At 45.6% G+C, this 13,044-nt stretch carries 14 protein-coding genes; 6 read left to right on the forward strand and 8 right to left on the reverse strand.

Annotated elements, in window-relative coordinates:
• Positions 1 to 51: 51 nt before the first annotated feature.
• The 4 genes from L4D06_RS21560 to L4D06_RS21575 form a co-directional block, all read right to left on the reverse strand.
• Positions 52 to 669, reverse strand: a complete 618-nt coding sequence (locus L4D06_RS21560; RefSeq protein WP_274163103.1) for a LysE family translocator — start codon at positions 667 to 669, stop codon at positions 52 to 54.
• A 270-nt stretch (positions 670 to 939) separates the two neighbouring features.
• On the reverse strand, positions 940 to 1,734 hold the full coding sequence (locus tag L4D06_RS21565; RefSeq protein ID WP_028022548.1) for an ABC transporter ATP-binding protein: 795 nt from the start codon (positions 1,732 to 1,734) through the stop codon (positions 940 to 942).
• Positions 1,731 to 2,642, reverse strand: a complete 912-nt coding sequence (locus tag L4D06_RS21570) for an ABC transporter permease (RefSeq protein ID WP_274163104.1) — start codon at positions 2,640 to 2,642, stop codon at positions 1,731 to 1,733. The genes L4D06_RS21565 and L4D06_RS21570 overlap by 4 nt, the downstream gene beginning before the upstream one ends.
• 19 nt (positions 2,643 to 2,661) lie before the next feature.
• On the reverse strand, positions 2,662 to 3,630 hold the full coding sequence (locus tag L4D06_RS21575) for an ABC transporter substrate binding protein (protein WP_274163105.1): 969 nt from the start codon (positions 3,628 to 3,630) through the stop codon (positions 2,662 to 2,664).
• Positions 3,631 to 4,372: 742 nt separating this feature from the next.
• Here L4D06_RS21575 and nhaD point away from each other — a divergent pair.
• The 3 genes from nhaD to ppiC all read left to right on the forward strand — a co-directional run bounded on the left by nhaD (position 4,373) and on the right by ppiC (position 6,714).
• Positions 4,373 to 5,797, forward strand: coding sequence for a sodium:proton antiporter NhaD (gene nhaD / locus L4D06_RS21580; RefSeq protein ID WP_274163106.1), 1,425 nt, complete (start codon positions 4,373 to 4,375; stop codon positions 5,795 to 5,797).
• Between the two features lie 115 nt (positions 5,798 to 5,912).
• Positions 5,913 to 6,371: a dCMP deaminase family protein gene (locus L4D06_RS21585; protein WP_028022552.1), complete on the forward strand. Its 459-nt coding sequence runs from the start codon at positions 5,913 to 5,915 to the stop codon at positions 6,369 to 6,371.
• Positions 6,372 to 6,435: 64 nt separating this feature from the next.
• A complete protein-coding gene (gene ppiC, locus L4D06_RS21590) occupies positions 6,436 to 6,714 on the forward strand; it encodes a peptidylprolyl isomerase PpiC (RefSeq protein WP_429741286.1) in 279 nt (92 codons plus the stop codon).
• 107 nt (positions 6,715 to 6,821) lie between these two features.
• Here ppiC and L4D06_RS21595 read toward each other — a convergent pair whose 3' ends face one another.
• Both L4D06_RS21595 and L4D06_RS21600 read right to left on the reverse strand, forming a co-directional pair.
• The gene (locus L4D06_RS21595) at positions 6,822 to 7,256 is read right to left on the reverse strand and encodes a DUF3069 domain-containing protein (protein ID WP_274163108.1); all 435 of its coding nucleotides are present in this window, start codon (positions 7,254 to 7,256) and stop codon (positions 6,822 to 6,824) included.
• A gap of 127 nt (positions 7,257 to 7,383) precedes the next feature.
• Positions 7,384 to 7,812 carry a bactofilin family protein gene (locus tag L4D06_RS21600; RefSeq protein WP_429741288.1) on the reverse strand — a complete coding sequence of 143 codons (429 nt, stop codon included), beginning with the start codon at positions 7,810 to 7,812 and terminating at the stop codon, positions 7,384 to 7,386.
• Between the two features lie 456 nt (positions 7,813 to 8,268).
• Between L4D06_RS21600 and L4D06_RS21605 the strand changes: the two genes are divergently transcribed.
• The 3 genes from L4D06_RS21605 to L4D06_RS21615 are packed head-to-tail and all read left to right on the forward strand — an operon-like array spanning position 8,269 to position 9,840.
• The gene (locus L4D06_RS21605) at positions 8,269 to 8,913 is read left to right on the forward strand and encodes a YceH family protein (protein ID WP_274163110.1); all 645 of its coding nucleotides are present in this window, start codon (positions 8,269 to 8,271) and stop codon (positions 8,911 to 8,913) included.
• Between the two features lie 41 nt (positions 8,914 to 8,954).
• Positions 8,955 to 9,278, forward strand: a complete 324-nt coding sequence (locus L4D06_RS21610) for a GIY-YIG nuclease family protein (RefSeq protein WP_429741346.1) — start codon at positions 8,955 to 8,957, stop codon at positions 9,276 to 9,278.
• Positions 9,279 to 9,291: 13 nt separating this feature from the next.
• Positions 9,292 to 9,840: a YaeQ family protein gene (locus L4D06_RS21615; protein WP_274163111.1), complete on the forward strand. Its 549-nt coding sequence runs from the start codon at positions 9,292 to 9,294 to the stop codon at positions 9,838 to 9,840.
• A 26-nt stretch (positions 9,841 to 9,866) separates the two neighbouring features.
• On the opposite strand, the gene L4D06_RS21620 is transcribed toward L4D06_RS21615, so the two are convergent.
• Both L4D06_RS21620 and thiD read right to left on the reverse strand, forming a co-directional pair.
• Complete coding sequence (locus L4D06_RS21620) at positions 9,867 to 12,044, reverse strand: putative bifunctional diguanylate cyclase/phosphodiesterase (protein WP_429741348.1); 2,178 nt, start codon at positions 12,042 to 12,044, stop codon at positions 9,867 to 9,869.
• A gap of 172 nt (positions 12,045 to 12,216) precedes the next feature.
• Positions 12,217 to 13,035, reverse strand: coding sequence for a bifunctional hydroxymethylpyrimidine kinase/phosphomethylpyrimidine kinase (thiD, locus tag L4D06_RS21625; protein WP_429741291.1), 819 nt, complete (start codon positions 13,033 to 13,035; stop codon positions 12,217 to 12,219).
• Positions 13,036 to 13,044: the final 9 nt, after the last annotated feature.

Raw genomic sequence — 13,044 nt, forward strand, 5'->3', positions numbered from 1 at the left:
GTTATAAAACGGGGCGTTTTTGTTGGAAGTACCTTGATGACTTGCAGATAACTACTGCTTATCTGAGAAAGCCAATTTTAGGCCAAGAGCTGCAAAACTCCCTGCAAACACACGTTGCAGTACAATCGAAGCACGTTCGGAGTGAATAATGAAATCTCTTACGCTAACGGCAAGCGCACCATAAAAAATGAACACAACAAACGTCATTGTCATGAAAATGCTGCCAAGAAGTAGCATATAGGCAGCCGGTTCAACAATGCTAGCGGGAACAAACTGGGGCAAGAAAGCCATGAAAAATACCGTGAGTTTGGGGTTGAGAATATTCATCAAACAGCCCTTGATCGCTATGTCATACATGCTTGTGTTCTTGGCTTTATCGTTAAGTGATAACGCACCGCTAGATCGCCACATAGACACTGCAAGGTACATCAAGTAAGCCACGCCTGCATACTTAACGACTTGAAACGCCAACGCGCTGGTATGAAGAATAATCGCGAGCCCTGTGATGCTGGCAATGAGAGAGGGGATAATGCCAAATGTGCAGCCAACGGAAGCCCAAATACTCGCTCGAAACCCCATTAATAGTCCCGTTGAAATGGTATAGAGCACACCCGTACCAGGGATTAGAACCACGACAATTGATGTGACTAAAAACTCGATGCTAACCATGATCACTCCTTTTGTTCGTTAGTTTATTGGAGTAAGTCTATCTATTTCGTTTACTGGATGTCAGTGAATTTTAAACTGTTATCGAAGAGTATCAGTGTTGAAGCAGAGTTAAATCAGCCCAGTTCGGCCTAGTGTTTTACCAACAAATGATTTGTATATACTAAGAAGAAAGAAGAAAGAAGAAAGAAGAAAGAAGAAAGAAGAAAGAAGAAAGAAGAAAGAAGAAAGCGGCCAAGGCCGCTTTGGTTTTAACAGAGTCGGTGAACATGGCTAACTGAGTAGCAAACTGTCATCAGCCAGCTCTTCACCGCGCACTTTACTGAACATTTCAAGCAAATCTGGCACACCCATATTGGCGCGTTCTTCGCCTGCAACATCCAAAACAATTTCACCCTGATGAAGCATGACCGAACGGTCACCGCAGGCCAGCGCATCTTTCATCGAGTGCGTCACCATGAGCGCCGTTAAGCCGAACTCGGTGATGACTTTTTTCGTCAAATCGATGACAAAAGCAGCCATTCGCGGGTCGAGCGCCGCAGTGTGTTCATCCAGCAACAGCAACTTACTGTCAGATAGCGTTGCCATGACCAGACTTACTGCTTGGCGTTGGCCGCCAGATAGCAAACCAATGCTATCGCCAAGACGGTCTTCCAAACCTAACCCCAAAATTGAGATACGATCTTTAAAGATGTCTCTGCGCTTTCTGGTCAGCGCCATACTCCATCCACGATGTGAACCTCGCTTGAAGGCCAACGCCAAATTCTCTTCAATAGTCAGTGATGCACACGTGCCAGCGAGTGGGTCTTGAAACACCCGTGCAGCCAAACTGGCACGCTGGTGGACTTGTTGTTTCGTGACATCAATACCATCAATAATCACACTCCCGCCAACCATTGGCGTCTCGCCGCTGACAGCGCCAAGTAGTGTTGATTTGCCTGCACCATTTGAACCGATGATCGTCAGAAACTGATTTTTGGGTACGGTCAGCGAAACACGGCGAAGGGCTCGGTTTTCTAGCACTGTACCTGGGTTGAAGGTGACCTGAATGTCTTTTAACTCAATCATCGTGCTACCCCTGCTTCTTTGACCTTCTTGTTCTTTTGGTACTGTTGACGCACCTTAGGAGCTATCAATGCCAATGCAACGAGAAGTGCGGTAACAAGGTTTAGATCTGATGCYTTCAAGCCAAACATGCCGGAGCTTAGAGCAAAGGCGACTGCTAGACGATAGAGAACAGAACCCAAAATAACAGCGACAACGGCAACCCATACTTTGCGGCCAGGAATTAAGGTTTGACCTAAGATCACCGAGGCAAGACCAACAACGATGGTACCCACACCAGAGGTAACGTCAGCGAAACTGTTTGTTTGCGCAAACAGCGCACCAGAAAAGCCAACAAAGCCATTGGAAAGGGCAAGGCCCACGTAGGTGTAAAAGGCGGTGCTGCCGCCTTGTGCTTTTACCATGCGAGCGTTGACACCTGTTGCCCGTAAACCTAAACCAAAATCACTCGCGAGCAAGCGGATGATAAAGAGAGCGCTTAATACCACCAGAACAAATACAACGAGTGGACGAGCGTAAACGGGGTCAATTCCCATGTTTTCAAATGGCGTTAAGATAGTATCAACGCCCAGCAGCGCAATATTGGGACGACCCATAATGCGAATGTTGATCGAAAACGCAGCAATCATGGTGAGGATACTGGCAAGCAGGTTCAGAATGCCGCATTTCACTGTCAAAAATGCGGTGATTAGCCCGGTTGACGCTCCTGCTAATATGGCAGCAAACGTGGCAATCCAAGGGTTAACACCCGCGATGATTAGAGTGGCTGCAACAGCAGCTCCCATAGGGAAGCTGCCATCTACAGTCAGGTCAGGAAAATCGAGAACCCGAAAGGTAAGATATACGCCTAGTGCAACTAGGCCATAAACCAGACCTACTTCCAGCGTGCCAAAAAAGGCAATTGAGGTCATGTTGTACGACTCCTACCGATTACTTTTCTACAGATGTTGCACGATCAAGCAGAGCCTGAGGCACAGTAATGCCAAGCTTTTGTGCCGCTTTCTGGTTAATCACCAGATCAGAACCAACAGCAACTTTTGCAGGTAGTGCTGACACTTCTTTGCCATCAAGCAGAGCTGCTACGTAGTCGGCGGTTTGCACGCCAATTTGGTAGTAGTCAAAACCCAGTGCGGCAATTGCGCCATTTGGAATGTACGATGTTGCACCACCAATAACGGGTTTCTTCGCTTGGTTTGCTGCGCCGATAAGGCCGTCAATCGCACTTGCAACCGTATTGTCTGTTGGGGCGTAGATGACATCCGCTTTTGACGCGACAATTTGTGCAGCAGATTGAACGTCGGCACTTCTTAGCGCGGTACCTTCGATGACAGTTAAACCTTCATTTTTCGCGGCTTCTTGAAGCAGTTCGACCAGCGCAACGGCATTAGATTCGCCTGGGTTGTAAACAACCCCAATCGTTTTCATGTTCGGCAGTAGTTCTTTCGCCAAAGCAACGTGTTGAGCAACAGGAGACAAGTCAGAAAGGCCTGTGACGTTTGCACTTGGCTTGCTCATGTCTTTAATAAGTTTTGCGCCAACAGGATCGGTTACCGCAGTGAATACCACAGGAATGGATTTCGTTGCTGCAACGAGTGCTTGTGCGGAAGGCGTCGCGATACCGACAAGTACGTCAGGACTTTCACCAACATATTGGCGAGCGATCTGAACCGCGATGGCAGGATTGCCTTGTGCCGTTTGGTAAGAGAATTCGAGGTTTTCACCATCGATATAGCCTTTCTCTTTTAGTCCATCGAGTAAACCTTGGCGTGTTGCATCAAGTGCTGGGTGTTCAACGATCTGCGAAACCGCAACTTTCGCTGTTTCCGCAGATACGGCAAAGGGGGCAGAAAAAAGCGTCGCGGCACAGCACGCCGATACAAATAGTTTTGAAATATCCATCACGTTCTCCTTGATGAGTGACCATTGGTAAAATGCACCAATTTTTCCGTCACGTGTTAATCCATTGTTATATAGAAAATTTCATGTCAAATCAGGCACTAAAATACGGCATGAGATGACTTGTGATATTGCGCGTAATGCATTTATTTGCACATTTACTGTTAACTATATGAATAAGATAACAAAAATGTGAATCGCCTAAATTTCACCCAGTAATTTGGTTGGCAGAATTTATCAATATTCACGGACTTATATGTTAATAAATATGCCGACTTTAAGTTATATGCTAGTGAAAGATATGTCACAATCCAATTCTACTGGTTCAGTCTGCTTTTTGTGAGAAACTTTGATCTCCGTATGACGAACAATAAGAATTTTACACTGTAAACTGACGACTTCGTTTCTTTTCATGAGCATCATAGTTAGGCCAATATCACTTTTTCGCTTTCAAATGGACGATCCCGCTCTCATTTACAAATACCCCTTCCGGTATTGGCGAAAATATAAGCATGTTTGTGGGGCAAGCCAAAAAGCACGTAATTTACCCTGAAATATTCTCTCTCTGCATATATGATCCCCGTCATTCACCAATCTCTGAGCCCACGTTACGAATGATGGGTAACCCATATAACTATAAAGAGATTGGCATATTGGGGCTTTGCGCTAACGATACTGAGATACGGACTCAGCGCATTTGAATGCCCCTGCATTAGAATTTTTTGATTCGCTCGGAGGCACAAGGATGAAGCTTTTTCTAGGGCTCATGTTGCTATTCTCTAGCAATGCGCTCGCATCTGGCAGTGATGCTGGTTTTATCGACTTAACAAACTCGGCCGTTGGCTATATTTCCCTCATTATATTTGCAGCTGCATACACTCTCGTGATGCTGGAAGAACAACTGCATCTTCGAAAATCCAAACCTGTCTTGTTAGCGGCTGGTTTGATTTGGTTACTACTGGGTTTCGCGTATTCAAATGCCGGCAACATCGAGATTGCTAAAACGGCTATTGAACACAATCTACTCGAATATGCTGAACTTATGTTGTTCTTGCTCGTGGCCATGACCTACATTGCCGCGATGGAAGAGCGCCGGCTCTTTGACGGGCTTAAGGCTTGGATTTTAGGTAAGGGATACGATCTTCGACAACTCTTTTGGATCACCGGTATTTTGTCGTTTTTCATATCCCCGATTGCAGACAATCTCACTACCGCGCTCTTGATGTGTACGGTTGTGATGAAAATTGGTGCGGACAATCCTCGGTTTATTAACCTGGCGTGTGTAAACATCGTCGTCGCAGCCAACGCTGGTGGGGCATTTAGCCCATTTGGTGATATTACAACCTTAATGGTATGGCAGGCGGGCATTGTTTCGTTTTCTGAATTTGGCGCCTTATTTGTTCCCTCTGTGGTCAACTATATTGTGCCTGCCGTTATCATGTCGATGTTCGTTCCGAAAGAGCAACCGAACGTTGTGCAGGAATTTGTTGAGATTAAACGCGGTGCTCGACGCATCGTCGTACTGTTTTTGTTAACTATCATTACGGCGGTTGGTTTCCATGGTTTGATTCATTTCCCACCAGTGATCGGCATGATGATGGGTTTGGCATATTTGCAGTTCTTTGGTTTCTATCTTCGCAAAACGCTTCCTCGTTCATTGGCAAGGAAACGCGCTGTGGCTCAGGCCAAACAAGATGAAGCTGCACTTAAACGCTTGGGGTCAGTTGTACCTTTTGATGTGTTCAGACGTGTGTCACACGCTGAGTGGGACACATTACTGTTTTTCTACGGCGTTGTTATGTGTGTTGGTGGCTTGAGCTTGATTGGTTATCTAAGCTTAGTATCCAATGTGATGTATTTGCAGTGGGATCCCATCTGGGCCAATACGATAGTAGGGCTGCTCTCCGCAGTGGTCGATAATATACCGGTGATGTTTGCAGTACTTACCATGCAACCCGACATGTCTTTGGGCAATTGGTTGTTGGTAACACTGACAGCGGGTGTGGGCGGCAGTTTGTTATCATTAGGGTCAGCTGCGGGTGTTGCATTGATGGGGCAGGCGAGAGGCATGTATACATTTTTTGGTCACTTAAAATGGGCCCCTGTTATCATGCTGGGTTATATAGCCTCTATTTTCACCCATTTATTCATTAACAGCGCAGCGTTTTAGTATAAATCACGAAAAAACGATAGAGCGACCCACTTGGGTCGCTTTTTTGTATTGAGCTATTGGCGGCAGTTTTGCAAAATAGCCCCATCAACATGGGTAACATATTGGAAATACGATGATCTCTAAGTGGGCAGTACGTTTCTATCAAATGGCAGAGCTTGTAGGCTCTTGGAGTAAAGACCCTTCAACACAGGTGGGAGCGGTGATTACCAAGGGTAATCGTATCGTTTCTGTGGGTTTCAATGGTTACCCTCATGGCATTTCAGACAGTGCTGATACCGACGATCGCGAAATGAAGTTATTAAAAACGCTTCATGCGGAAGAGAATGCCATTCTTTTCGCTAAACGAGATCTGGCTGAATGTGAAATCTGGGTAACACATTTCCCTTGTCCTAACTGTGCTGCCAAAATCATCCAAACGGGTATCACCAAAGTATTTTGTCCTGAGCAAAGTGAAGACTTCCTTTCTCGTTGGGGTGAAAAAATCAAAGTCAGCGCTGATATGTTTTCGCAAGCGGGTGTTGAGGTGAATTGGTTGCCATTAGCTGACCTGCCACCGAAACGCGACGTGTGACACTGAGTGTGATATGGGTATAATCAGCGCCCATATCGAAACAGCAGTAGAATAGGGGTGCGTTATGGCCAGCACTGCACATGCACTTCACATTTTGGTGAAGCACAAAGAACAAGCTGAAGATATTATTCAGCAACTAGAGAAAGGCAAGAAATTTTCTGACCTTGCAAAGAAGCACAGTACTTGCCCGTCAGGTAAGAAAGGTGGAGATCTTGGTGAGTTTAGAAAGGGTCAAATGGTGCCGCAGTTTGACAAGATTTGTTTTACAGGTGAGGTGCTGACACCGCACTTAGTGAAAACTAAATTTGGATATCACGTGGTGAAGGTTCTATACCGGACTTGAGCGTCGAAAGTACCAAGCAAAGTGCTGGTGAATAGAAAATAAAAAGGAGGTGACAGTGTCACCTCCTTTTTTGTCGCTATATCTCGCACTAAACGTGATATTACATATTACTTCGCGAAGATTTCGCGGAATTCGCGTTTCATCGCAGGCTTCAAACGAGCTTGCTTAAGTTGCTTAGCGAGGTCTTTTACACAGTTATGAAGCAGTTTGTCCAATAGACCTGCTTTGTAATCTTGTGTTTGCTCGTCAGTCATATCATCAAATTTCATGTCCTGAGTTTCGGTCATGAAATCAATGCCGGCATAGCTTTGGCTAAGGCTAACAAGAGCATGGAACTGTTCGAAGTTATCCAGAATGTTTTGAGCACTCGCAGGTAGTGTGTCCCATGATTCACGAACCACGTCTTCAGAGGCTTCGTGAACAGACGCCAGCATGGTGTACAGTTCTACAGGTACTTGCTCAAATTTAATCACTTGTTGAAGTTCTGCAGACAGATCTTCAAGCTTCACGGTTTCTACAGCTTGGTTAGCTTGTTCAGACATCTCATTAATTCCTGATAACGCATATTATTGCGCATCCTAGCTTGCTGAAGCATGAAGTCAACAGAAGATAGCCACTATGTTCGCCGAGTGTTGACGAATAAAGCAATATCTACCTTCTGAGCGTCGACTAAGCAGATGCGTGTGATTTTTTCGACTCTGAAGTCGCTTTAGTTGTTGCGGCTTTTTCTTCAGCCACAACCTTTAGTGACGGTTCTTCTTTGAGCTTATTTTCACCCAATAACACGCCACCTTTTGCGATGGTGAGTTGCTCGCTCTGGATCTGGCCTTTCATTTTGCCATTACCTAGAATGTTCACTTCGCGCGCAGCACAAGTTCCTTCGACAAATCCATTGATCGTAACGTGCTCTGCGTAAATGTCGCCTTTAAAGTGACCTGTAGAAGAGATAACAACATTGCGAGCACGAATAATGGTACCTTCACCCTGCCCATCAAATTGAATGTCACCTTCCAAATCAAACTCGCCGACGACGCGGCACTGTTTTGCCACTAACGACATTGCTGGCATAGACGCAGCACTTTTACCAAACAGACCCATTTACTACTCCTTTAGTCTCTTCTCGACCTTCGCGAGTGAAAGAGACAAATACTACTTAACGAGATCGTTGAAAGGATCTTATCTGAATATTGACTCATGGTGCGACAAAAATTTTTGCGATTCAGGCGAAATCACATGGCTGCGACAAATTTACAGCGATTCATTCTGTAAATGATGGTGAATGAGTCCCCAATTCATGATGAGAAGTTAACGGCGAAGGCGTTTCAGTGAATCGTGGTTGAGTGTGTTAGTGTGCGGTGTTTTCGGTACGGAAGGCCAGCTTCCTCGATATGCCAAGACGAATAAATAAGTGCTAATTATCTCGCGAAAACACCATTTAGGCTAAAGATCTATCAGTCGTTTGTGTCTTTTACGCGTTTATCAATATAAGTGATTGATGCCACCACAGTTGATTGCTATAACCTCGGGCAATAAGGATTATTCAGAGGCATTACCATGGCGATTGAACTTACTCCCCACGAAGCGCGTGTTATCGGTTGTTTGCTTGAGAAAGAAGTGACAACACCAGAGCTTTATCCGCTAACGCTGAACAGTTTAACTACTGCATCTAATCAGAAGAGTAATCGCGATCCTGTTTATTCACTGACTGAGGCTGAGGTGCTAGATACCATTGAGCAACTGAAAACCAAACGCATGGTGAGTGATGTGGAAGGCTTCGGAAGCCGAGTAACCAAATACCAACATCGGTTTTGCAACACGGAATTCGGTAGCTTGCAGTTTACTACGCAGCAAAAGGGCATTATTTGCGTCCTGTTGCTTCGAGGCCCTCAAACGCCGGGTGAACTTCGCACACGTACAAACCGTCTTTGTGAATTTTCTGATGTGAAGGATGTGGAATCTGCACTGATCGCCTTGGTTGAAAAGGGCTATGTGGCACAGCTTCCTCGAGAGCCGGGTAAACGAGAGAGCCGCTATGTGCATTTATTTGGCTCTGACACACCGGAGACGGAAGCGCAGCCTGTTTTTGACCAAACACCAGGTGAAACGTCTTCTCTTGCGACTCGTGTTGAAGCGTTAGAGCGCGAAGTAGAAGAACTTAAAGCCTTGGTTAATGAGTTGCTTAACGCTGACGCAGAGTAACTTTGGTGTCTAGTGCTAAATGTTCATCAACACCTGTTGATATTCAAACAGGCCATGAGGATACACAACCGCAGACTCAAACGTCATGGTATGTCTATCTCATTCGTACACGCGAAAATGCGTTGTATTGCGGTGTGACGACTGATGTTCAGCGTCGGTTTGATGAACATCAACAAAATGGCACGAAAACTGCAAAATATTTGAGAGGCAAACAGCCTCTCACGCTTGCTTGGTCTCATGAGGTGGGAGCAAAGCAAAAGGCTATGTCGCTTGAGTGGAAAATAAAGCGACTTGCCAAAAGAGACAAGGAGCGTCTTTGCAAAGAAAGCGACCTTATCTCGGTCTTATTTAACGACAGACAATAATCTAGGAAATACCATGGCACTTAAAGCAACGGTGTATAAAGCGTCAATCAATGTCGCGGACATGACAAGAGGTGTTTACCTCGATCACTCCGTGACGTTGGCGCAGCACCCATCCGAAACCGAAAAACGTATGATGCTTCGCCTTCTTGCGTGGACTTTATATGCGGATGAGCGTTTGCAGTTTACAAAAGGGCTGTGTGACGAATCAGAGCCAGAGTTGTGGATAAAAAACTATAGTGATGAAATCGAACTTTGGGTTGAACTTGGGTTACCAGACGAAAAACGTTTGAAGAAAGCGTGCTCATTGGCAAAAGAAGTCGTGCTGTTTACCTATGACGACCATGCGGCTAACGTGTGGAAATCGCAGCAGCTTAATAAGTTACACCCATTCAAAAACTTGACTGTCATTAATATCATGGATGAAGTGTTGGATGCCGCCGCCGCTGCGTCATCTCGTACCATGACGATTCAAGCAACGATTGAAGACGGCCAAGTGTGGTTTTCGATTGGCGATGCGGTTGTGTCAATCCAGCCTGATGTCTGGAAAACCGCAACTCACTAACCAGAATGCTTTGCATTATGCATTGATTAAGAAGCCGGGTAGAGACGCCCGGCTCTTTGTTCTTTGAGTACCACCATCAACGCATCTGATGACATTGGGGGATAGTAATAGTGGCCTTGTGCAAAGTTACAGCCAATATTGCGCAGTAGCTCTTGTTGATCGATTGTCTCCACGCCCTCAGCAACCACTTTCAATTGAAGTAGGTTCGCCATGCTCACAACCGCTTGGCAAATCACGAGATCATCTTTAGATTGTGGTAAATCTTTGATGAAACCGCGGTCTATTTTCACTGTATTGACGGGGAAGTGTTTAAGATAAGCCAGTGACGAATAGCCGGTACCAAAGTCATCAATGGCGAGGCTGATACCGGAAGCGGTAAGCCGGTTTAGAATATGTTGGTTACGCTCAAGGTTTTCAATGAACACCTGTTCGGTCAATTCAATTTGTACACGTGACGCTGGAATGTCATAGCGGTTCACCGATCGAATCACATAGTCAGCTAAGTAACCATCTTGGAATTCATGGCCTGACACATTGATGGCGATACATTTTGGCGCGCATCGCTCATCTAGCATGCGAGAAAATTCTTTCAAAGCAGTGTCGACAACCCAATGCCCTAAACGCTGCATCAAGCCGGTTTCCTCCGCTGTTTTAATGATGATGTCAGTGCTGATGGCGGCACCATTTTGTGACTCCCAACGAACCAGTGCTTCCACACCGACAATTTGTCGCGTTCTTAAGTCGACTTGTGGTTGGAAGTGCAGCTTCAACTCGTCGTTATTGATAGCTTGGCGTATTGCGCGCTCTAGATCTTTTTTCTGATTGAGTTGTTCTTGCATGGTTTGGTTGTAGGCAACCACTTTGCGATTCCCTAGAGCTTTCGCCTTGTTCGCTGCGGTATCTGCATGGCGTAACATATCTTCTGCGCGAAGTTGATTGTCATAACGGTAAGCGATACCAATGGCGCAGGTCGTGAGAATGTCGTTGTCTTCAATATAAAACTCTTCTTCAAAGCACATACGCAATTGATTGGCTTGCATTTCAGCTTCTAACTGTGACGTTCCTGCACACGCTATCATGAAGTGATCATTGGTAATTCTTGCCAAGATTGCATGGGGGGGGAGTACGGTTTTAAAGCGTTTAGCCGCTTCAAACAGCAACTGGTCCGCAACAAGGTGCCCATACATATCATTCACTTCTTGAAACTTGTCGAGCGCGATACACATCAATACCATTTCTTGGTCTGAGCGAAGGTTTCTCTCTAGATATTGTTCCATCGCAAAGCGGTTGGGAAGGTGCGTTTGAGGGTCGTGGTTTGCTGTGAACTTGAGTTGGTCTTCCGCTTCTCTTCGCTGGGTTATTTCTTCTTTTAACTTACTCACCATGTTGGACTCGGCGCGACGCCCGATAATGTTCACTTCCAATAAATACAATGACATCGCCACGAGTACCGTCACCACAATGCCAGAAATAAAAATTAACATAGGCAGAGAAAAATAGGCCTGGTCCGAACTGGATCGTTGCCAAATGGTCAGTTGCCATTGGCCGTTTAGGGCATTGATATCCACACTGTTGATCAGCGCACCATGTTCTTCTGGGAGTTGGCCAAAGAATGTCGATGAGTCACTACTCAGAACCAAATGTTGTTCGGGTCGAAGAAACTCTTGAGAAATAGCTTCGAGCATCAACTTGATGTTATAGCTTGCGCCGAGATAGCCAGACACTCTCGAATCAAATGATACCGGATGTAGCATTTCTATCGTGAGCTTGCCATTCACTCCAGGTTGTATGTTCGACGTAGAGAGCTTCGTGAGAACCGGAATAGTGTTGAGAGGAACAGACGGTGAAATATTCCAATCAGCATTTTCGGGGTAGGGCGTGAAGTTGTCAGGCGCAGACCACTGGGGGGTATGCTCGAGATCCAGCCAATAGACACCGGCAAAAAAGGGAAAAGATGAACTAATACCGATGGTACTCCGACGCCAAGTACTCTCGCTAATTTCGCCTTTGTTTTGCAAACTATTGGCGAGCCATACAAGGAAATACGCTTCTTTTTGTAAGTTTACCTCAATGGCTCGTTGAACACGGTTTGTCTCAATGTTCAACATGTGATTTTGCAATTCAAGTTGACGCGATTGCGCGCTGTGATAAAGGGTGAATGTTGAAATCAGAATAAAGGTACAGACGAGAGCTATTGCTGCCAAAGAAGTCAATCGAGGGGAAGAAGTGGACTGTTCGGAAGTGCGGTCAGATTGACTGATTTCTGATGACAAAGGATAACCTCACTTGTGCGTCAAATGTCTCTAAAACAAGTTTAAGTCATAACCTGCAATTCGCAATGTGAGGAGGAGAGAAAGTCTCTAAAATCCAGCATCTTCAACGTGATTTGAGACAGTAAAAGTGCCCTAATGGGCCGTGCCCTTTGCCCAATTTTTGATGACGTGCGTTAACAATCGCGTTAGACAAATATTGTTTTGCTTTATCTACGGACGCTTCCACTGAATGCCCTTGGGCGAGAAAAGTCGCGATCGCTGACGACAAGGTGCAGCCAGTACCGTGCGTATTGCGAGACTGAATGCGCGGAGAGGAAAAGCTTCTCGCACTATCAGCACCAATAAGATAATCGGTTGAGTGGGTTGGATTATCACTATGTCCACCTTTAATCAGCAACCATTCACAACCTAGTTGCTGTCGCGCTTTTTGTGTTGTCTTCGTTAAATTCTTAGTCCCTGTTAACTCAGTTAATGCTTCTAATTCAGGTAAGTTGGGGGTGAGTACAGTGCTAATAGGGTAGAGGTGCTCTTTACAATAGGAAACTGCCTCATGACTCAGAAGCTCACGCCCACTGGTTGATAGCATCACAGGGTCAACGACAATGTTTTTGGCCTTATGAGCCAATAGTTGTTCCACTACAACGCGAGTAATCTCGATGTTCGCGAGCATGCCTACTTTGACTGCCGCAACGTTAAAATCAGAGAAAATGGCATTTATTTGTGACGCAACGAGTGGTGGGGGCAGAGAAAACACATCATATACGCGCTGCGTGTTTTGAGATGTAACAGCAGTAATCACGGTACATGCATAGCCATTATTGGCCGAGATAGTTTTAAGATCAGCTTGAATGCCCGCACCAGCGGAGCTGTCTGAACCCGCAATGGTGAGAATGACGGGAGGAGAAGTTGGGATAGAAGTCATTGTGTTTTC

Origin of the sequence: Enterovibrio makurazakiensis (genome assembly GCF_050336585.1) — a bacterium.
Taxonomy (GTDB): domain Bacteria; phylum Pseudomonadota; class Gammaproteobacteria; order Enterobacterales; family Vibrionaceae; genus Enterovibrio; species Enterovibrio gelatinilyticus.

What these genes read in the sequence shown, in the direction of transcription:
- L4D06_RS21560 (WP_274163103.1), bottom strand. Translation starts at nt 669, where the DNA reads ATGGTTAGCATCGAGTTTTTAGTCACATCAATTGTCGTGGTTCTAATC.
- L4D06_RS21565 (WP_028022548.1), bottom strand. Translation starts at nt 1,734, where the DNA reads ATGATTGAGTTAAAAGACATTCAGGTCACCTTCAACCCAGGTACAGTG.
- L4D06_RS21575 (WP_274163105.1), bottom strand. Translation starts at nt 3,630, where the DNA reads ATGGATATTTCAAAACTATTTGTATCGGCGTGCTGTGCCGCGACGCTT.
- nhaD (WP_274163106.1), top strand. Translation starts at nt 4,373, where the DNA reads ATGAAGCTTTTTCTAGGGCTCATGTTGCTATTCTCTAGCAATGCGCTC.
- L4D06_RS21585 (WP_028022552.1), top strand. Translation starts at nt 5,913, where the DNA reads ATGATCTCTAAGTGGGCAGTACGTTTCTATCAAATGGCAGAGCTTGTA.
- ppiC (WP_429741286.1), top strand. Translation starts at nt 6,436, where the DNA reads ATGGCCAGCACTGCACATGCACTTCACATTTTGGTGAAGCACAAAGAA.
- L4D06_RS21595 (WP_274163108.1), bottom strand. Translation starts at nt 7,256, where the DNA reads ATGTCTGAACAAGCTAACCAAGCTGTAGAAACCGTGAAGCTTGAAGAT.
- L4D06_RS21600 (WP_429741288.1), bottom strand. Translation starts at nt 7,812, where the DNA reads ATGGGTCTGTTTGGTAAAAGTGCTGCGTCTATGCCAGCAATGTCGTTA.
- L4D06_RS21605 (WP_274163110.1), top strand. Translation starts at nt 8,269, where the DNA reads ATGGCGATTGAACTTACTCCCCACGAAGCGCGTGTTATCGGTTGTTTG.
- L4D06_RS21615 (WP_274163111.1), top strand. Translation starts at nt 9,292, where the DNA reads ATGGCACTTAAAGCAACGGTGTATAAAGCGTCAATCAATGTCGCGGAC.
- thiD (WP_429741291.1), bottom strand. Translation starts at nt 13,035, where the DNA reads ATGACTTCTATCCCAACTTCTCCTCCCGTCATTCTCACCATTGCGGGT.